This window comes from Aquiflexum sp. TKW24L, from assembly GCF_023502205.1.
Lineage (GTDB): Bacteria > Bacteroidota > Bacteroidia > Cytophagales > Cyclobacteriaceae > Cognataquiflexum.
The window spans coordinates 19,329-38,467 of sequence record NZ_JAMFLG010000042.1; the positions used below are offsets into that span (position 1 = coordinate 19,329).

The following is a 19,139-nucleotide window of genomic DNA, read 5'->3' on the forward strand; positions in this document are numbered from 1 at the left end:
GATGGCGAAAGCAATAAAAGTAGAAAACCTTTCTAAAGCTTATCAATTGGGACAGTTTGGTACCAATACCATTTCAGGGGATGTACAGCGCTGGTGGACGACCAAGATATTGGGCAAAGAAGATCCCTTCCACATTATCGGGGAAAGTAATGTGCGAAGTGTTAAGGGAAAAAGTAACATTGCTTGGAGCCTAAAAGACATCAACTTTGAAGTACAGCAGGGGGAGGCATTGGGAATCATTGGACAAAATGGTGCCGGTAAATCCACCTTATTGAAAATTCTTTCCCGGGTTACCTCGCCCACCCAAGGAGGGTTTAAAATCAAAGGTAGGGTAGCCTCCTTGTTGGAAGTGGGGACAGGCTTTCATCCTGAATTGTCGGGCAAAGAAAATATATTTTTGAATGGTGCCATATTGGGGATGCGCAAGCATGAAATCAAACATCGTTTGGATGAGATCGTGGATTTTGCAGGAATCGAGCGGTATTTGGAAACCCCCGTCAAGCGTTATTCTTCCGGCATGTATGTACGGTTGGCTTTTGCTGTAGCTGCCCATTTGGATGCTGAGATTTTGATCGTGGATGAAGTGTTGGCCGTAGGTGATGCCGAATTTCAGAAAAAGTGCATTGGGAAAATGGGGGATATTAGGAAAGGGGAGGGTAGAACCATTTTGTTTGTGAGTCATAATTTAGTAAGCGTAAAAGCTCTTTGCTCTAGGGGTATTCTTTTGGAAAACGGGCAGTTGCTTTCTGAAGGAAATGTAAATGATATCATTCAATTATACCGGGAAGGCGGAGTAAATAACCTTACAGAACAGAACTGGGAAATAGGAATTGATGCACCTGGAAATGATAAAATTCGCCTAAAACGTGCCGCGGTATTTGCAGAAAATAAACCGAGTTCGGAACCGATCACAACAGCTGATAATATTGTGATGGAATTCGATTTTTTGAATCAGCTTGACCATGGAAATGTTGATGTAACGGTAGATATTTTTGACAGTGAGGGTGTACATGTTACCCATTTCGGGATGATTTGTGACAAGGAAAATGGGCTAATGAAAGGACTTTATAGAACTCGTGGTGTTCTTCCGTGTAATTTATTAAATACCAGAAGATACATTTTTCATGTCTTATTTGGACTAAACCAAAGAGAAGTACTTTATCGTCACGAAGAAATTTTAATCATGGAAATTGAAGACGCTATTGAAACCAGAGGATTTAATTTTGCTAAATTTCCCGGAATAATTCATCCCGTTTGCTCTTGGGAAACTAAACAAATTCAACAATATGAAAATTGATATAATAGATATTGATAAGCCTCAATTAGTTGATTTTCAAAAAGTGGGATCAAGCTCATTAGGGTATATCAGTGTTGCTGAAGAATTGCCTTTTGAAATTAAACGCGTCTATTGGACTTATTATGCACCGCACGAAGTAACCAGAGGTCACCATGCACATAAAGAATTGAAACAGGTGATTTTTGCTGTGAGTGGCAGTATAAAATTTGAATTGGAAAACATTGCGGGTCAAAAAACCAAATTTGTTTTGGATTCACCGGATATTGGATTGTACATTCCAAAATTGTATTGGCGAACCATGCAGTTTTCTCATAATGCTGTATTGCTTTGCCTTGCTTCAGACCTATTTTTAGAAGAAGATTATATCAGGGATTATAATTCCTTTAAGCGATGGACATAGGCATTATCCGTTACACTGAATCATTCAGACAAAAGTGGGATGAATTTGTGTTAGGCTCGATTAACGGAACGTTCCTGCATAGCAGAAGTTTCTATGATCACAATCCAAAAAATGCACTTGATGATAATTCTTTTCTTTTTGTTAAAAAGAACACTATTGTAGCTTTAATACCCTGCAATCTATATTTAAAAAATGATAGGAGAATTCTTCATTCATCCCTTCGCGGCACATATGGAGGATTTGTCGTGGGTGATTTAATTGGTGCGCAGGAAGCCGTGGATATGGTAGCGCTCTTAAAAATTGAGGCAAAGAAGTTGGGAGTTCATCAAATCATTATAAGAAATCCATTTCGAATATTTAATGCGAAAGTTTGTGATGAAACAGACTATGCAATGTGGTATCACGGATTTGAAATTTTATACCGAGAATTAGAGACAACAATTAAGTTGGGAGAGTACAGTATCGTGAGCAATGCGTTTACCTCCTCTACAAAACGAAATATAAAGAAAGGTCGGCAAAATTTGACCATTAAAGAAAGCAGCGACTACTCAGGATACTGGGAAGTATTAACAAAAAACCTTTCAGAGAAGCACGGGATTTTGCCTACCCACGCCTATCCAGAGTTTATACAACTTATAGAGTCGGTGGGTGATGAAAAAATTAAATTGTTTGTAGCTTGCGTGGATAAGGAAATCGTTGCTGGAATAGTTCTATTCATTAAGAATCCATTTGTGGTGCATGCGCAATACATTTGCTCTGATGCAGAATTTCAGGAACTGCGTCCACTCAATGCTGTAATTGATGAAATTATTCAATGGGCCTGCTCTAGGCGATTTCATTATTTGAATTTGGGAACATCCAATTTTGATGCAGGCAAAGGAATCAATGAAGGATTATTTCGATTTAAGGAGGGTTTTGGGGGACGGAATGTATTGCGTGAAACGATGCACTTACAATTATAACAATTATGAATAAGCAAAGCGATTTTGACCGCTTTAAGAATCTTACTTTCGAAGATTTTAAAAAACTGGCGAAAGATGATTCATTATCGCAATATCAGAAAGTAGGATTTCCCGATGCCTATCGGGAAAATAAAGAGCATATTATATTTGAGGATATTATCAATAAGTTGAATTTTCAACTTGAGGATAAGAATGGATCGGGTGTTTTATTGGATATTGGCCCGGGCTGTAGTGACTTGCCAAAGATGATCATTGATCATTGTGATAAATTAAATTTTAAAATTCTTTTGGTTGATTCCAAAGAGATGCTTGATCAACTTCCGACAAAAAAATCTATCACGAAATTTGAAGGTTATTTCCCAAATGATGTTCTGGATTTAGTAAATCAATATCAAAACAAGGTTGATTATATCGTAGGGTATAGTATTTTTCACTATGTATTTTACAACACATGCATCTTTAAATTTTTGGATACTGCTTTGTCATTATTGAAACCCGGAGGAAAAATGCTTATTGGAGATATTCCTAATATCACTAAACGCAAACGGTTCTTTTCAACGCAAACAGGCATCGAATTCCATAAGAACTTTACAGGGACGGATACTTTACCTGAAGTGAATCATTTGCAACTGGAGCCCACCCATATCGATGACGGTGTATTGATGGGCATTGTACAGCGGTACCGAAACTTTGGGTTTGAAGCCTATCTTTTGCCCCAGCCGTCAACATTGCCTTTCCATAATAGAAGAGAGGATTTAGTCATTTACAAAATCTAAGGCTATGGTTAAAGATAAGAAGTTGATAATTTTTGGAGATAGTGCATTTGCGGAAATAGCATTTGAATATTTTACCCACGATTCTGAATATGAAGTTGTGGCGTTTACAGTTACCACTGAATACTTGAAAAGGGATTCGCTTTTTGGCCTTCCAATCGTAGCATTTGAAACTATTGAAAAAACTTACAGTCCGATAAACCATGATATGCATATTGCGCTCGTCTACAATAATCTTAACCGGGCGCGAATGAAATTTTATGATGAGTCCAAGGCTAAAGGTTACACATTAGCCAATTACGTAAGTAGTCGTGCATTTGTATGGCATAATGTGGAAATTGGCGATAATTGCTTTGTTTTTGAAGACAACACTATTCAGCCTTTTGTAAAGATAGGACATAACAATGTTTTTTGGAGCGGGAATCATATCGGTCATCATTCACTTATTGGTTCTCATAATTTCATATCCTCGCATGTGGTGATATCGGGATTCTGTAAAATTGGTGATGCAAATTTTATGGGGGTAAATTCCACAATGGGAAATAACCTCAGCATTGGTAATGATTGCTTAATTGGGTCAGCGGTTCATATTGTTCGTCCGGTAAAAGATGGTTCGCTTATGAAAGGTGCACCCACACATAGTGATGAGACCACCACCTATGAGCGGTTCGGAATAGATAAATTATGAAATGGAAGAAATTAGGATTGGTTTGCGCACCCTCTAAAAAACTATGGTGGAATCAATTATATGCCATATTACCTACACCGGTTTACTTAGATAATTTGGATTTAATTCGGGTCTTTTTTGCTACTACCTGCGAGCAGAAATTTGGAAGAATCACGTATATTGACCTCGATCCTGAACAACCAACAAACATTATATTTAATCCTAAAAATATTGTTTTGGATGTAGGGGTTAAGGGGGCTTTTGATGACTGTGGGGTTAATGTTTCATCAGTGATAAAAACAGATTCGGATTATTTCATGTATTATGCCGGATATCAACGACATTTTAGAACACCTTTTTCAATTTTGAGTGGATTGGCGATAAGCAAAGATTTAGAAACTTTTAAGAGAAATTCCCAAACACCAGTTTTAGAGAGGATAGATACAGAGCTGGATTTACGATCGGCTCCGACAGTATTATATGAAGCTGGAAAGTTCAGAATGTGGTATGTCGCTGGTAAAAAATGGGAGATGATAGAGGGAGAGGTACATAAAAATAAGTTAATGCCTATTTATGAATTAAAATACGGAGAATCTAATGATGGAAAAACTTGGGATACTTCAGAGGATCCTGTTTTTAACTTACATGAAGACGAATTTGGATTTGGACGACCTTATATTTTTAAAGACAAGGATAATTATAAATTATTCTATTCCATTAGAAGAAAATCAGTTTCGTATCGATTGGGTTTCGCTGAATCTAATAATGGTTGTGACTGGGTAAGAAAAGACAGTCAAATAGGTATCGATGTTTCAAATGAAGGCTGGGATTCAGAAATGATATGCTACCCCGCGGTAATTACCGTGCATGATAAAACCTATTTATTTTATAACGGTAATAACAATGGGGAAACGGGTTTTGGTGTTGCAGAATTAGTTGAAGAATAAGGTATGATTCCATTTTTAGATCTACAAAAAATAAATATCCGGCATGAGCAGGCTTTTAAAAATGAGTTGGACGAGCTTTTAAAAAAAGGATGGTTTATCCTCGGAGAAAAGCTAACAGAATTTGAAAGGCTATTTGCCCGATACTGTGGCGTAAAACATTGTATTGGGGTGGCCAATGGACTTGATGCTTTGATTCTAATATTGGAAGCCTACAAAGAGCTGGGTGTGATGAAGATAGGAGACGAAGTGATTGTACCGGCCAATACCTACATTGCCAGCATCCTTGCCATTTCTAAAGCAGGATTGAAACCGGTTTTAGTTGAGCCGCGACTGGATGATTATTTGATTGATAGCTCTAAGATTGAAGAAAGGATTACTGATAGGACAGTTGCTATTTTGCCTGTTCACCTTTATGGTCAGGTATGCGACATGACTGCCATCAATACAATAGCACTAAAACATAATTTAAAAGTGATAGAAGACTCGGCTCAATCTCATGGAGCTTATTATCAAGGAAAGCGTTGTGGTAATTTGGGTGATGCCAGTGGGTTTAGTTTTTATCCGGGAAAGAATTTAGGTGCATTGGGTGACGGTGGGGCCATTACAACAAATGATGATGAACTCGCCGAAGTTTTAATAGCTTATCGTAACTATGGCTCACAAGAAAAATACAAATGCAAGTTTAAAGGGATTAATTCAAGATTGGATGAACTGCAGGCTGCTTTTTTAACGATCAAGCTTAAGTATTTGGATGAGGATAATGAAAAGCGAAGAAGCATTGCAGAGATTTATACAAAATCCATAACCAATCCAACGATTAATTTGCCATTAATTCATAATGTAAATGGACATGCGTGGCATCTATTTGTTATAAGATCTCAAAGGAGGGATGAGTTGCAGAAATTTTTATTTAAAGAGGGAGTTCAAACCGTGATCCATTATCCAATTCCTCCTCATTTGCAAGGTGCATATAATGATTTTGGCTATAAAAAAGGTTATTTCCCTATTACTGAGGAAATATCGGATACGTGTTTAAGCTTACCCATTTGGCCTGAAATACCAGAAGATGATTTGATGTATGTCAAAGAGGCTATTAATTTATTTTAATAGAAGTTGAGGTTAAATTAATTTAATTTTCTTAAGATAACGATGTCATTGCCTTTGCTAACAATTGGAACGCTCTCTTACAATACTGGTCATTACGTTATTGAAGCTTTGGATTGTGTTAAGCAGCAAGGATATCCTAATATTCAGCATATCATTATTGACGACTGTTCGCAAGATGATTCAGTTCAAGTTATAGAAGAGTGGCTTTTGGTTAATAATTACTCCTGCACGTTTATAAAACACATAGTAAATAAAGGCGTTCAATTTGGATTGCAAGAGATTTTTAACTTGGCTCAAGGTAAATACCTTGTTATGATTTCTGATGATCTTTGGTTAGATGCTACACTGATAAAGCGTGTCAATATGTTTGAAGACCTGGATGAATCTTATGCTTTAATCTATGGTGATACAAAAATGATTGACAAAGATCGGAAAGTATTAAAAGATTCTATGTTTGAAAATTATAGAGGCAAGGATTTTATACCTCCGTCAGGAAATATATTTAAGGAAGTTGTCAGAGATTTTTATTTTTTTATTCAGGCCTCAATGATAAGTTTAGCGCATTTTAGGAAATTAAATTATGAATTTAACACTGAAATAATTTCCGAAGATTGGGATTGGCAATTAGGATTATCACGGAATTTTAATATTCTGGGTGTTCGAGAAGTCTATGGCTGGTATAGGTATCACGAAGCTTCCATAGGAAGAACAACTTGGACGGAGGCCAGAATATTTAAAGTGTGGAAGTCTCAAGCTAAAATGTTGCTACAGTATTATAATCATCCCAAAAACACAAAGGAAGATAAAGATCTCATCTTTCAACGAGTTTGGAAATATTATAAATTATTAACAAGTCGATCTGATTTCTCCATTAAAGATAAAAAGGAATTTCTAAAGAATATGTATGGGATAACACATCGCTTTGAGTTATATATACTAAGGATGAGTCTTATGTTCCCCTCATTTGAACGATATCTCTTGTGGGTATTGAGGTTTAAATAAAAATTGATTTCTTAAATCTTGCTATATGATGATAAAAAATGGTCTATTCTATATATTTAATCGTCTTGGCTATAAGGTGACTAAGATTAATAAAAACTCGAATAAGGATTTTAGAAGAAACGCTATTCTTAAAGAGGCTGAACGTTTTCGTTGGCTTTTGCCCTATAATTTTAATAGTATAATTGATATCGGTGCAAACGAAGGCCAATTTACTGAAAAAATATTAACTCTATTTCCAAACACTGATGTTCATTGCTTTGAACCTATTTCAAGTGTGTTTAATCTGCTGAAGAAAAATTTGTCGTACATACCAAAAGTAAAGTTTTATAATTACGGATTGGGTGATATTGAAAAAGTAGTGAACATCTTTGTAAATGAATACTCCCCTTCTTCATCTTTATTGCCGATGTCGGACTTGCATAAAACCAATTTTGAATATGCAGTCCAAACCATACCAGATAAAATTGAGGTACGCACTCTTGATAGCTTTTTTCCATTAAGTATACCGAAACCTTTACTGATAAAAATTGATGTACAAGGTTATGAGATGTTTGTTTTAATGGGAGGTAAAAATGTTCTATCACAGGCAGATGTTATCATTATCGAAACCAGCTTCTATCCATTATATGAGGGGCAGCCCTTGTTTCATGATATCTACCAACATCTTTTGAACTTGGGTTTTGCATATTTCGGGAATGTTGAACAATTAATTTCATCAAAGGATAATTCAATACTACAAGCAGATGCTGTCTTTTTAAAATCTTCGTCACCTAAAACCTAATGAGTGATATTTTATTTTCAATTATACTTCCAACCTACAACTCCGCAAGCACACTTTCTCAAGCGTTAGAAAGCATACTTGATCAAGACTATAAAAATTACGAAGTATTGGTTATGGATGGCAATTCGGAAGATAATACCGTTCAGATTGCAAAGGATTACAATGATCCACGTATCAAAATCATTAGCGAATACGACGACGGTATTTACGATGCCATGAATAAGGGTGTGGATTTGGCAAAAGGAGAGTGGTTATATTTTTTGGGTAGTGACGACTGGTTGTACTCAAATGATATTCTCAATAAGATAAAATTAGCAATTCGTGCAGAAATGGATGTTGTGTATGGAAACGTTTACAGTACTGGTTTCAATGGGATTTATGATGGCTTGTTTGATGAGGATAAAATTTTTTACCATAACATCTGTCATCAATCGATTTTCATAAAAAAATCACTTTTCCAACGGATCGGTAAATTTAATATTCGCTATAAGTCATACGCAGACTGGGATCATAATATGCGTTGGATGTTATCAAAAGACATTCATCATTTTTTTATTGACGAAGTAATTGCCAACTTTTCTCCTGGAGGCTTTAGTTCCGTATTCACCGACGTGACTTTTGAGAGAGACAAAATGTTGAACTATCTTCTTTATTCTAAAAAAAAGTTTCAGATTAGGAAAAAACTCTCTCTGATAAAGCGAGAGTTAATCAATCAATTAAAGTTTCGAAATACCATGCAGATTATCCGGCTATTATATTATATTCCCAACATTCTACTGACACCCAACAAATAATTAGTTATTTACTATCAACTACATTATTTATAAAAAATGCTGAGTATCTCCATAATTGTTCCCTGCTACAATCATGCACAATTCGTTCGGCATCGAATTGATTCCATTCTAAACCAAACATATATAAATTTTGAAATAATCTTGTTGGATGATTGTTCCACTGATGAGAGCTGGGAAATTTTAAAACAATTTAAAACTCATCCAAAAGTAAGTCATTGTATTAGAAATAATATTAATTCAGGAAGTCCATTTAGTCAGTGGCAAAAAGGAATTGAATTGGCAAAAGGAGAAATTATCTGGATAGCTGAAAGTGACGATTTAGCGGAAGAAAATTTTTTGGAAGTATTAATGTCTGGTTTTGACAATGGAGTAGTATTAAGTTTCTGTGGATCTCTTTATATTGATAATAAGGATACTCCTTTAGGTGTTTTTAATCAAATATCTGTCTTCGAAGAAAAATTTAAATCTTATTTTGAAATAATTGCAGAAAGTTTTATTTCCCATTATTTAAGTATTAGTACGGTCATACCTAACGCAAGTGCCGTTATTTTTAGAAAACCACCTAGCTTTCCTGAAATAATTAAAGATATGAAATTTGCAGGTGACTGGTATTTTTGGATTTATTTACTTTCTCAAGGTGGTGTAATTAAATATTATAATGAACCGTTAAATAAGTTTAGGTTTCATGAACAAACTACAAGAGCATTTAAGTCTTTTGATAAAGAATCCCAAAGGCTAAGAGAGGCTCTTCAATGTATAAATTTTGCAAGAAAAATTGATGGGAAAAGGGAAATAGGTTTCAAGGATCGAAAGGTTTATAATCATCTAGTAGAATATGTGTTTTTAATGCATAGAATTGGTGGCAGGAGGAGATTAAGATATTTTTTTCCTAAATTACCCTTTTATTTTTATCCTAAATATTATTCACTATTAATTACAAAATTACTTTTCACATGATTAATATTTAAAATAAGGGTTAAAAACAATTACTTAAATTAGATTGATAGAACTTTAGACTTATTTTTATTTTGGTAGATTTCTCTATTATCGTATTCACTTACAATCCTAATATTGTTATTATCCGAAAAGTGTTGGATGCTGTGCATAAGCTTCAAATACCTGAAGACTGTAAAGTGGAGTATATCATCTCTGATAACAATAGTAAAAATGGATGGAAAGATATAGTCATCGATGAGTATGCAGCACTTTTGCCTTCACTCCAAGTATTGAACACAGAAAAAAAGGGAAAAGTACAGTCTATATTAAATGGATATGCTTTATGTAAAGGGAATTACATAGTATCTATCGATGACGACAATGTAATCCAATCTGATTATTTGCTGCGGCTTCATGAACTTATCAAATTATATCCCCAAGTGTGGGTTTGGGGTCCCGGCACTATTCAAGTTAAATTTGTATCTGATGTACCTTATTGGGTTTCTTCTCAAAGATGGCTTTTTCAAGAGAAGGCACATACGGAAGTTGAATTCGGAAATGTCCAATATTGGACTTCCTATTATCCTTCGGGAACAGGGTTTATATTAAAAAATGAAGTAGCAAAGTTATACCTTGAAAAGGTAAAATCAGGTGTTATGACTTCCACCCACCGAAGTGGAGAATCGTTGGCTTCAGGGGAGGATAGTCAGATTGTTTATTGTGCGCTTTTGATGGGATATTCAGCTGGAGTTGCTCCTCAATTAGTTTTAAATCATTGGACTGAAAATGAAAAAGCCAATATTCAATACTGCCGAAAGTTAGTGTTTGGCGTATTCTCCTGCTGGAAATTTCACATCCAAGTTTTTAAGGATTGTATAGTGCATATTCCTTATGATGGCTATCGCAAAACCAATCTTTTTTTGATCCGAGAACTTTTAAAAAGAAGACTTAATCTGAGGCATCCTTACTTTCAATTGAAGTTGGCCAGAAAAATGGCAGATGCTTATTCTTACTATGAATGTCATGATCTAAAATTGCCCTATTTATATAAAAAATTAATTCAGTGGTATCATTTAAAATAAACTGCTCTTAGATGATCATCATAAAATTTTTGGGAGGACTTGGCAACCAGATTTTCCAGTATGTACATGGGAGAAAATTGGCGGCCGAAAAGGGTACCTTTCTCGGGTCAGATATTCATACCTATAGTGTTTTTAGAGAGCGGGATTTTATTTTAGATAAATTCCAGATTGAGATTAAACACCTACCCAAGAAGCTGATCAATTTTTTGTCCAAACCTTATTTAAAAAAACTAGACCAAGTTTCGCCTATCAAACTCCATCATCATTATATAGAAGAACCAAACAATGAATGGCTAGATATTCCTCCAACAAAGAATTTGTACCTCAGGGGCTACTGGACTTGGAATGGGTATTTTGATGACTTTGTAGATAAAGTGGCCCAGGAGTTAGAATTGAAGCCGAAGTTCACCAGTAAGGCATATCTAAAAGAGAAAAGTCAAGTCAAGGCGGTGAATTCAGTTGGCATTCATATCAGAAGAGGGGACTACGCCAGCAATACCCAATACAATCATTACTTTGGCCTGACACCGGTCAGCTATTATGAATCTGCGATCAAGCTTATCTATTCAAAGGTAGATAAGCCTGTTTTCTATGTGTTTTCAGATGATCAGGAATGGGTTAAAGCAAATATGCCGTTTTTAGAAAATGCGGTCTTTGCAGGGGAATTGTGTGGACATCAAGACTATCTGGAATTTGACCTATTGAAATCCTGCAAGCATCAGGTGATTGCCAATAGCACCTTCAGTTGGTGGGCTTCCAGATTAAATCCCAATCCAAATAAGATCATTATCCAACCAAAAAGGTGGTACAATGACGAAGTAGCCCAAAAAATATATGAAGACAAAAAGGCCTTTTACCAACCACAATCGATCATTATTTAGATGAAAATACTCAATCAAGTCATCAAGTATGCGCTCAGTCAGCATCAAGGAAAACAAAAATACCAGCCTACTTTTCAGTACCTCTATCGCATGGGTTTATCAGGGATGAACATAGGTGGTGGATGGGACATAGACGAGAGTGGTGAGCTAGCGGCACTTGAGCAGGTGAGGTCTTTATTTTCACATAAAAGTGATCTGGTTTTGTTTGATGTCGGAGCGAATAAAGGAGATTATTCAGCCTTGCTCAAAGAGCTGTTTCAAGAGAATGCTATCATCCATGCCTTTGAACCTTCTAAGCATACATTTGAGATGTTGCAGGAGAAGGTTGGAAAACAGGCTAAAGTTTTTCTTCATCAAAAGGCCCTGGGTGAATCAGCTGCTCAACTGACACTTTTCTACCCGGAAAAAGGAGCGGGGTTGGCTTCCTTGTATGATAGAAAATTAGACCACTTTGGGATAGAAACCAAAGAAGCAGAGCTAGTAGAGGTAATGTCCCTAAATGGCTTTTGTCAGGAAAACGGCATATCAGAAATTGATTTTTTGAAACTCGATGTGGAAGGACATGAACTCGCTGTGCTGAAAGGAGCTAAGCAAATGCTTGAAGCCGGAAAGATCCATGTGATCCAATTTGAATTTGGGGGCTGTAATATCGACTCGAGGACATTTTTTCAGGATTTTTATTATCTGCTTTCACCTTCCTATCACATTTACAGAATTGTCAAGGACGGATTGTTTCCGATTCAGGAATATTCAGAGGATTTGGAAGTATTTAAGACCACCAATTACCTCTGCATTTCAAAGGCGATAGATGCTGACAAAAAAAGAACTATACTACCTAAATAGACGATGAAAATCTTTAGAATAGTCACCGAGTTGGATTTTGGTGGGGTAGAAAAACACATGGAGTTGACAGCCGATGGCATGTTGGCTTATCCTGATTATCAAATGATTTTTTTGGCTTTGGGCAAGGGGGGACAGACCAGCAAGCTATTGTCCGCAATGGGATATCAGGTGATGGTTTTGAATGAGAATCCCCAAATCCCAAACATTAAACTGATCCGGAAACTAATCCGGATTTTCAAAGAAGAAAAACCTGATGTGGTGCATTGTTCCAATGGAGAAGGGAATTTCCATGGAATTTGGGCTGCTTGGTGGGCAGGGGCCCCACTGAGGATAGGAGAGGAGGTGGGTTTTCCCAATCACCATTCTTATTGGAAGCAGATTTTCCGGTTGACCTATACCAAAGCCAACAAAATCATCGCCATCTCCAAAGCGGTCAAAAATGTATTGATGGAATTGGGAGAAGCTTCGGATCAAAAAATTGAAGTGATTTACTACCCCATGGGCAAGCCTAAATTAGAATTGCCTAGAGAGGAAAAGGAGAAAATAGATGCATTGATCAAGCAATTGAAGGGAGGGGCGCATGATCCATTTATTTTTATCACTACCTGCAGGTTGGTGGGGATCAAAAATCTGGATGGATTGATTACGGCTTTGTCAAAGCTGCAGACAAGGGTAATGGATAAAGAAGTGCAGGTTTGGATTATAGGAGAGGGACCTGAAAAAGAAAGTTTAACAGCCCTTGCACACAAGATGGGTGTAGAAGCTCAGGTAAAATTTTTAGGATTTCATGCCAATGTAAATCGTTTTTTGTTGGCAGCGGACGCTTTTATCTTGCCCTCATTTTCGGAAGGATTTTCATTGTCCTTGGCAGAAGCCATGCAATTGGGTTTGCCAAGTGTAGCTACTAAAATCGGTGGGCCTAGTGAGATCATCAAATCCCATACAGGACTTTTACTGGATCCTAACGATCATGAGGATATGGTGGCCCAGATGAAATCCATGGTAGAGATGGATGCTGAAGAAAGAAAGCAAATGGGGATGAGGGGAATGGAAGATGTCAAAAGCAGGTTTTCTGTTGAAATCTACACCAAGGAATTGACACGGTTTTATGACAGGTTATTGGCCGAAACCAAGAAAAATTAGAAATGGGCAACCCTGATCCTTCCAGTACTTCAAAAACAATTCAAACAAAGCATTTGGCGCCAAAACAGGTACTGTTTGTTACCTGGGACAGTCCACATGTAAATTATCTCGAGAATCTATTTATTCCAATTTTTCAGGAATTAAAAGAAAGGTTTGGAATTCAGTTTCATATCGTTCAATTTATGTGGGGTGCTAATGAACTCATTCAGCAAAGGAGAAAAAAATTTTTAGAATTAGGTATTCCATACCAAGCTTTCCGGACCTCCCAAAAATATCCCCTGACAAGTTTATTGAAAGCCGTTTTTTTTGATACTCTCAGAATCAAAAAATATATCAAGAAGCACGGCATTGAAATCATTATGCCAAGAGCGGTGACTTCCTTGGCAATAGTCCATGGATTAGTCAAAAATCCAAACCTCAAACTTATTTTTGATGCTGATGGGTTTCCTCTTGATGAAAGAGTGGATTTCAGCGGACTTTCACCTTTAAGTTTGCGGTACAGGTATTTTAGGGATATTGAATTTAAGGGGTATCAATTGGCCGATTCCATTATATGTCGATCAGAGAAGGCAAAACTTATCATTGCAAGCAGGGCTGGGGCAAAATTTAATGACAAGAAAGTTTTTGTCGTTAATAATGGGACATTTAAACCCTCCAAACTTCAAGCTTTTACCACAGATTCAAATGCTGAAAGGTGTCAGTTTGTCTATCTGGGTTCATCGGGACCTCAATACATGTTAGGCGAGATGCTTCAGATTTTTGGAATGGTCAAGGAGGAAATTGGATTTGCCTCCTTTAGGATTTTGACCTTTCAGGTAGATCAGGTAAAGGAATTTATCCAAGAGAAATTTCCAACTCTTTATTCTGTTGTGGAAGTGAGGACAGTTAGTCCGGATGAGGTTATGGGGGAATTGGAAAATGCGGATTTTGGGATTTCATTTAGGACACCATCATTTTCTGTTCAGGGAGTCGCTCCTATTAAAATTTCAGAATACCTTAGTGCCGGATTGAATGTGATTTATAATTCTGGAACCGGGGATGTGGAAACGCTATTAGAGGGCAAAGATTTTGCTTTTTGTATCCATGATTTTAGCCCCACCCATCATCCTGAATTGATCCAATGGGTTAAAATGAAATTGGGTAAAAACCAAAGAAAGGAAGTGAGGGACTTTGCAGCTTCAAATTTTTCATTGGAAAGAATCAGTCTTACTTATCAAAAAGTAATTCAATATGCAAGTGGAATTAAATAAGGTATATGTGTTCGATGTATGTGGTACCTTGTTTCATTCCAATACAACCTATGATTTTTTACTTTTTTATTTTAAAAGAACAAATTCAGTAAAGTTTTTTCTTTGTCGGTTAGTTCTTTCTACTCCAACAAAAGCAATAGTAGTATTGCTATCTAAATTGGGTTTTAAACCTGACTTGAGAGGCTTTTTGATCTCTCAGCTTAAAGGTGAAAGTATTGAGCAGCTGGAAAAATATGCGGATCGATTTGTCAAAGAATTTTTAGAAACAAGGAAAGTTGAGTTTACCCACAACTTATTAATGGATGCAAAAAGAAAAGGTAATCAATTAATTCTGGCAAGTGGGTCCATTGATATTGTAGTAAAAGCTATTTCAAGACACTTGTCTATCAAGGATTTCTTCTCGGCCAATTTAAAAGAGGATGGCAAAGGGAAGCTTACAGGACAAATTCATCATGATCCAAAGGGGAAAAAAGAATCAATGATTTTTGAAAATACTTTGATAGATCCGAGTAGCTTAGTCGTTGTCACGGATAATTTTGATGATATTTCATTGATCGGATTATCGGGACAGGCTTATATAATATCTAAGAGGAAAAGAAAAAAGATGTGGGAATCATTATTGAAAAATCATCCAAAAAGCCAAATTATTAATGCTTAAGTTCATTATTCCCTTTCATTACCTTTATTTCTCAAGGTTAAAGAGGAAATCTGAAGCCTTGTCTTTGATATGGATTTATCCATTTTATTTATTTCTGTTTATTTTTGTTTTTTACGGAGTCCAATTTTACCCCAATTTTATTACTTTTCTACTGATTCTGTTTTCGTGGATGTCGGTTTATGAAATCGGATACATGGAAAATGACGCACTGACCATCAGGCATGAAACAAATCCCAATATCAGGATTCCTCAAAAGGACATACTCTATATCCAGCACAATTTCTATAAAATCTCGGGGATCCGATATGGAATTTTAGTAATTGTTGTTTGGCTTATATTTCTTTTTAATCTGCTCACTCACTTACAGATTTATATTTTTTTGGTGGCTGTGGGTTTGGGAAGAACAGCATTTTATTTTCATAATCTAATCCGCTCAAGGTTAAATATCCTAACCTATTTTGTTTTGTGTGTTGTCAAATATTTTGTGATCCCTGCCATTTTTTTAGGACGGAATTATGGTTTTGAACCTTATTTGATAGTGTTGTTGTCTTTTCCAATTATCAGGACGATAGAACATTCAGTAAAAGGAAAATATAAACTTGAAACGTTTAAAAAAAGGTTGGGGTCTCTCGATGGATTCAGAGTTAAATACTACGGAGTTTTATTAATTCTGTCTTTGGTGTTGGTATTGAATTATGGTTTTTCCCAATTATTGATTTATTCCATTGGTTATTTTTTTATTTACAGGGTAGTTATTTTTGTACTGCTTAAATTGGGCAAATACTCAAGAGATTCAGTTTAATTTATCTGTATGTTTGACATTCTTGTTGGGACTGTATTCTATATTTTAAATTTTATCCTTCTTTCTGAATTCTTGAAAGGAAGGACAGATTCTAAAGGATTGAACTTTTCCATATTAATGTTTCACTATCATGTTCTAATTGGTTTTTATTATGGTTGGTTTGCCCAAGGAACCGACACGACTTTTTATTGGAATTTGGGGGATAGGTATAGGCAATTCAATTTTGAGAGTTGGTTTGATACCTACGGTACGCACAATAATTTCGTATTCTTTTTGAACTATCCCTTTTCAAAAGTATTGGAATTAAATTACTGGACAGGAACCTTTTTATATGCCAATGTTTCCGCTTGGGCTTTTGTTTTGTTGTTCTTAGCGGGGCAGGATTTTTTCAAAATTGAGAACCTTAAGATTTCTGGGGTGAAGGTTTGGCCTTTGATTCTTTTGTTGCCTAGCCTCCATTTTTGGTCTTCCGGGATTGGGAAGGATTCTCTGGTTTTCTTGTTTATGAGTATGCTTTTTTATGGCATGCGTGACTTGAGGAAGTATGTGGTTTTGGTTGGGGTCAGTGCTGTACTGTTGTATCATGTCAGGCCCCACATGGCGTTTATAGTTTTATTTTCCGCTGCTGTATTGTTGATATTGGACAGTAAGCTTCATTTGTCCTACAAGCTAATTTTCTTTATGTTCGCTATGGTGGGTTTTGTTTTTATTTTTGATGAGGTATTGAAATTCTTGAAAATAGAAGAGTTGAGTGCCGAAAGCATTGAAGGAAGGTTTGCTTTCACAAGTGAAAATTTAAGCTACGGGAAGTCATTTGTAGATATGTCAGGTTATCCGTATCCTTTGAAGGTGCTTACATTCTTATATAGGCCCTTATTTTTTGATGCCCATAATTTTTCAAGTTTATTAAATTCGGTAGAAAACCTGATCTCCCTTTTGCTGACGGTTGCCGTATTTGCAAGAGTAAATCCCCTCAAAGGGTATCAAAAATCGCCCAATGCAGTTAAAATTATGATTTTGACATTCTTGATTGCCTCTATTTCCTTTGCGGGGGCCTTGAGTAATTTCGGTATCATGGTGAGGATGAAAAACATGACCTTCATTTATTTTTTGTTTTTTCTGATTTACATCTATGATCAAATGGTATTTGAGAGATATCAAACTTTTATAAAAAAGGTTCAGGCAAAAAATAAGGAAAAAGTATTGCTAAGACCAGAACAAGCCAAATAGGAAAATTCAAGAGATTTTAAATCAAATTCTGAAAATTGTAAAGTGAAATTGAGATATCCAACTTCCCTTCTACCAAGGAATAGCTATCAATAAGAATTTTTGATTATAAAAGATGTCCACTCTTTTTCTTATTCTGACTTTTATTCTAATCACCTTTTCCAATCGGAAAGTTAGTTTAAGCAGAGGCTTGTCCAAGATACAGGCCACAGGACTTCAGTTCTTGTGGATTTACCATATCCTGTTTTCTGTTGTTTTTTACTTTTACCTGCAAGAAAACGGGGGAGATGCCATCCGTTATTGGAATTTGACCGCCGATATTTCCCAAGGTGCTGAGGGTTGGATGGGGTATTGGGGTAGGGGCACTTTTTTTATCCAATGGCTGAATTATATTCCCTCCGAGGTATTTGGATCGGGGTTTTTGTTTGGCAATGTGCTGTATGGGTTTATTTCCTTTTTGGGGATCAGGGAGATTTATTTGGTGGCGGTGAAGTATTGGCCTGTCACTTCTTCCAAATGGTTTGAAATGGCTTGGTTGGGGGTGTTCTTTCTTCCCAATCTTCATTTTTGGTCTGCAGGGGTGGGCAAGGAAGCCCTTTTGATATTGGGGTTGGGTTTGGCAGTGAAAGGGTTGGATAACCTTCCGAAGTTTTGGATTCATCTCATAATCGGAGTGGTACTTTCATTTTGGGTGCGGCCTATTGCTGGATTGGTGTTGGGCGGGGTGGTTTGGGTTTGTTTCTTGTTGCAGCATGGGATTTCGGTTTCGGTCAAATCCGTAGTCAGTGCAATGGTGCTTGTGGCCGGATTTTTTGCTTTGGACAGGATCTTTTTAGCAATGCACCTGGAGGAATATAGTTTGGAGGGTCTGAGGCAGTTCAATGCCGGGCAAATGGAGTTTTTGAGGGGATTTGGGGCAGGGTCGGAGGTTCCGATGGATGACTATGGATGGGGGAATAAGCTATGGACTTTTTATTTCAGGCCTTTCTGGGGGGAAGTTTGGGATATTTGGAGTTTGGCGGCTGTGGTTGAAAACAGCATAGGTTTCATTTTAATGATTGGATTGGTGTTGGGACTGGTGTATGGCTGGTACAGAAAGATCCCGATAGTTATACCGAGGGTGTTTTATGCGGGATTGGCGGTGATGGTGTTGATGGGGGTGGTGTATTGCATGACCTTGAATAATCTGGGGATAATGGTGAGGATGAGGAGTACTTATGTGGTGTTTCTGTATCTGTCAGGGGTATTCGTGATTTCGAAATATGTTAGAAATAGATAGAAATAAAGTTGAAATAGGGTTGATATTGGATATTGGTGGATATTTATTCTGAAATAAGGTAGAAATAAATTCAAATAATTGATATTAGTTGATATTGGATATTGGTGGATATTGATTTTGAGATAAGGTTGTTATAGATATTAGTGGATATTGGATATTGATGGATATTGATTTTGAGATAAGGTTGTTATAGATATTAGTGGATATTGGATATTGATGGATATTGATTTTGAGATAAGGTTGATATAAGGTTGAAATATGGTGGAAATAAAGTTGAAATAGGGTTGAATATATCGCCTCAGGCATGG

20 protein-coding genes are annotated in these 19,139 nt (G+C 36.4%); all 20 read left to right on the forward strand.

Going from position 1 to position 19,139, the window contains the following annotated elements:
- Position 1: 1 nt before the first annotated feature.
- The gene (locus tag M3O96_RS19185) at positions 2-1,297 is read left to right on the forward strand and encodes an ABC transporter ATP-binding protein (protein WP_249723283.1); all 1,296 of its coding nucleotides are present in this window, start codon (positions 2-4) and stop codon (positions 1,295-1,297) included.
- The gene (locus M3O96_RS19190; protein ID WP_249723285.1) at positions 1,287-1,697 is read left to right on the forward strand and encodes a sugar 3,4-ketoisomerase; all 411 of its coding nucleotides are present in this window, start codon (positions 1,287-1,289) and stop codon (positions 1,695-1,697) included. The genes M3O96_RS19185 and M3O96_RS19190 overlap by 11 nt, the downstream gene beginning before the upstream one ends.
- On the forward strand, positions 1,688-2,659 hold the full coding sequence (locus M3O96_RS19195; protein ID WP_249723287.1) for a GNAT family N-acetyltransferase: 972 nt from the start codon (positions 1,688-1,690) through the stop codon (positions 2,657-2,659). Before M3O96_RS19190 ends, M3O96_RS19195 begins: the two co-directional genes overlap by 10 nt.
- Positions 2,660-2,664: 5 nt before the next feature.
- Positions 2,665-3,435, forward strand: coding sequence for a class I SAM-dependent methyltransferase (locus M3O96_RS19200; protein WP_249723289.1), 771 nt, complete (start codon positions 2,665-2,667; stop codon positions 3,433-3,435).
- A 4-nt stretch (positions 3,436-3,439) separates the two neighbouring features.
- The gene (locus M3O96_RS19205) at positions 3,440-4,120 is read left to right on the forward strand and encodes an acetyltransferase (protein WP_249723291.1); all 681 of its coding nucleotides are present in this window, start codon (positions 3,440-3,442) and stop codon (positions 4,118-4,120) included.
- Positions 4,117-5,046 carry a glycoside hydrolase family protein gene (locus tag M3O96_RS19210; RefSeq protein ID WP_249723292.1) on the forward strand — a complete coding sequence of 310 codons (930 nt, stop codon included), beginning with the start codon at positions 4,117-4,119 and terminating at the stop codon, positions 5,044-5,046. Before M3O96_RS19205 ends, M3O96_RS19210 begins: the two co-directional genes overlap by 4 nt.
- A 3-nt stretch (positions 5,047-5,049) precedes the next feature.
- A complete protein-coding gene (locus M3O96_RS19215) occupies positions 5,050-6,153 on the forward strand; it encodes a DegT/DnrJ/EryC1/StrS family aminotransferase (RefSeq protein WP_249723294.1) in 1,104 nt (367 codons plus the stop codon).
- 42 nt (positions 6,154-6,195) lie between these two features.
- A complete protein-coding gene (locus M3O96_RS19220; protein WP_249723296.1) occupies positions 6,196-7,155 on the forward strand; it encodes a glycosyltransferase family 2 protein in 960 nt (319 codons plus the stop codon).
- Between the two features lie 25 nt (positions 7,156-7,180).
- Positions 7,181-7,936, forward strand: a complete 756-nt coding sequence (locus M3O96_RS19225; protein ID WP_249723300.1) for an FkbM family methyltransferase — start codon at positions 7,181-7,183, stop codon at positions 7,934-7,936.
- Positions 7,936-8,730: a glycosyltransferase family 2 protein gene (locus tag M3O96_RS19230; protein ID WP_249723301.1), complete on the forward strand. Its 795-nt coding sequence runs from the start codon at positions 7,936-7,938 to the stop codon at positions 8,728-8,730. Before M3O96_RS19225 ends, M3O96_RS19230 begins: the two co-directional genes overlap by 1 nt.
- 36 nt (positions 8,731-8,766) lie before the next feature.
- Positions 8,767-9,687: a glycosyltransferase family 2 protein gene (locus tag M3O96_RS19235; protein WP_249723302.1), complete on the forward strand. Its 921-nt coding sequence runs from the start codon at positions 8,767-8,769 to the stop codon at positions 9,685-9,687.
- 71 nt (positions 9,688-9,758) lie between these two features.
- Positions 9,759-10,748: a glycosyltransferase family 2 protein gene (locus M3O96_RS19240; protein ID WP_249723311.1), complete on the forward strand. Its 990-nt coding sequence runs from the start codon at positions 9,759-9,761 to the stop codon at positions 10,746-10,748.
- An 11-nt stretch (positions 10,749-10,759) separates the two neighbouring features.
- Positions 10,760-11,629, forward strand: a complete 870-nt coding sequence (locus M3O96_RS19245) for an alpha-1,2-fucosyltransferase (protein ID WP_249723312.1) — start codon at positions 10,760-10,762, stop codon at positions 11,627-11,629.
- Positions 11,630-12,472 carry an FkbM family methyltransferase gene (locus M3O96_RS19250; protein WP_249723320.1) on the forward strand — a complete coding sequence of 281 codons (843 nt, stop codon included), beginning with the start codon at positions 11,630-11,632 and terminating at the stop codon, positions 12,470-12,472.
- A 3-nt stretch (positions 12,473-12,475) separates the two neighbouring features.
- Positions 12,476-13,615, forward strand: a complete 1,140-nt coding sequence (locus M3O96_RS19255; RefSeq protein ID WP_249723322.1) for a glycosyltransferase — start codon at positions 12,476-12,478, stop codon at positions 13,613-13,615.
- Between the two features lie 2 nt (positions 13,616-13,617).
- Positions 13,618-14,865, forward strand: coding sequence for a glycosyltransferase family protein (locus M3O96_RS19260; protein ID WP_249723324.1), 1,248 nt, complete (start codon positions 13,618-13,620; stop codon positions 14,863-14,865).
- Positions 14,846-15,523, forward strand: a complete 678-nt coding sequence (locus M3O96_RS19265; RefSeq protein WP_249723326.1) for a haloacid dehalogenase-like hydrolase — start codon at positions 14,846-14,848, stop codon at positions 15,521-15,523. The genes M3O96_RS19260 and M3O96_RS19265 overlap by 20 nt, the downstream gene beginning before the upstream one ends.
- A gap of 193 nt (positions 15,524-15,716) precedes the next feature.
- Positions 15,717-16,325 carry a wbuO protein gene (locus M3O96_RS19270; protein ID WP_249723327.1) on the forward strand — a complete coding sequence of 203 codons (609 nt, stop codon included), beginning with the start codon at positions 15,717-15,719 and terminating at the stop codon, positions 16,323-16,325.
- A 9-nt stretch (positions 16,326-16,334) separates the two neighbouring features.
- Positions 16,335-17,555, forward strand: coding sequence for a hypothetical protein (locus M3O96_RS19275; RefSeq protein ID WP_249723328.1), 1,221 nt, complete (start codon positions 16,335-16,337; stop codon positions 17,553-17,555).
- Between the two features lie 187 nt (positions 17,556-17,742).
- Entirely contained in the window at positions 17,743-18,831 is a 1,089-nt protein-coding gene (locus tag M3O96_RS19280; RefSeq protein ID WP_249723329.1) for a hypothetical protein, read from the forward strand.
- The last annotated feature ends 308 nt before the right edge of the window (positions 18,832-19,139 follow it).

Coding starts and splice junctions, on each gene's coding strand:
- M3O96_RS19185 (WP_249723283.1), top strand. CDS start 2: ATGGCGAAAGCAATAAAAGTAGAAAACCTTTCTAAAGCTTATCAATTG.
- M3O96_RS19190 (WP_249723285.1), top strand. CDS start 1,287: ATGAAAATTGATATAATAGATATTGATAAGCCTCAATTAGTTGATTTT.
- M3O96_RS19195 (WP_249723287.1), top strand. CDS start 1,688: ATGGACATAGGCATTATCCGTTACACTGAATCATTCAGACAAAAGTGG.
- M3O96_RS19200 (WP_249723289.1), top strand. CDS start 2,665: ATGAATAAGCAAAGCGATTTTGACCGCTTTAAGAATCTTACTTTCGAA.
- M3O96_RS19205 (WP_249723291.1), top strand. CDS start 3,440: ATGGTTAAAGATAAGAAGTTGATAATTTTTGGAGATAGTGCATTTGCG.
- M3O96_RS19210 (WP_249723292.1), top strand. CDS start 4,117: ATGAAATGGAAGAAATTAGGATTGGTTTGCGCACCCTCTAAAAAACTA.
- M3O96_RS19215 (WP_249723294.1), top strand. CDS start 5,050: ATGATTCCATTTTTAGATCTACAAAAAATAAATATCCGGCATGAGCAG.
- M3O96_RS19220 (WP_249723296.1), top strand. CDS start 6,196: ATGTCATTGCCTTTGCTAACAATTGGAACGCTCTCTTACAATACTGGT.
- M3O96_RS19225 (WP_249723300.1), top strand. CDS start 7,181: ATGATGATAAAAAATGGTCTATTCTATATATTTAATCGTCTTGGCTAT.
- M3O96_RS19230 (WP_249723301.1), top strand. CDS start 7,936: ATGAGTGATATTTTATTTTCAATTATACTTCCAACCTACAACTCCGCA.
- M3O96_RS19235 (WP_249723302.1), top strand. CDS start 8,767: ATGCTGAGTATCTCCATAATTGTTCCCTGCTACAATCATGCACAATTC.
- M3O96_RS19245 (WP_249723312.1), top strand. CDS start 10,760: ATGATCATCATAAAATTTTTGGGAGGACTTGGCAACCAGATTTTCCAG.
- M3O96_RS19250 (WP_249723320.1), top strand. CDS start 11,630: ATGAAAATACTCAATCAAGTCATCAAGTATGCGCTCAGTCAGCATCAA.
- M3O96_RS19255 (WP_249723322.1), top strand. CDS start 12,476: ATGAAAATCTTTAGAATAGTCACCGAGTTGGATTTTGGTGGGGTAGAA.
- M3O96_RS19260 (WP_249723324.1), top strand. CDS start 13,618: ATGGGCAACCCTGATCCTTCCAGTACTTCAAAAACAATTCAAACAAAG.
- M3O96_RS19265 (WP_249723326.1), top strand. CDS start 14,846: ATGCAAGTGGAATTAAATAAGGTATATGTGTTCGATGTATGTGGTACC.
- M3O96_RS19270 (WP_249723327.1), top strand. CDS start 15,717: ATGGAAAATGACGCACTGACCATCAGGCATGAAACAAATCCCAATATC.
- M3O96_RS19275 (WP_249723328.1), top strand. CDS start 16,335: ATGTTTGACATTCTTGTTGGGACTGTATTCTATATTTTAAATTTTATC.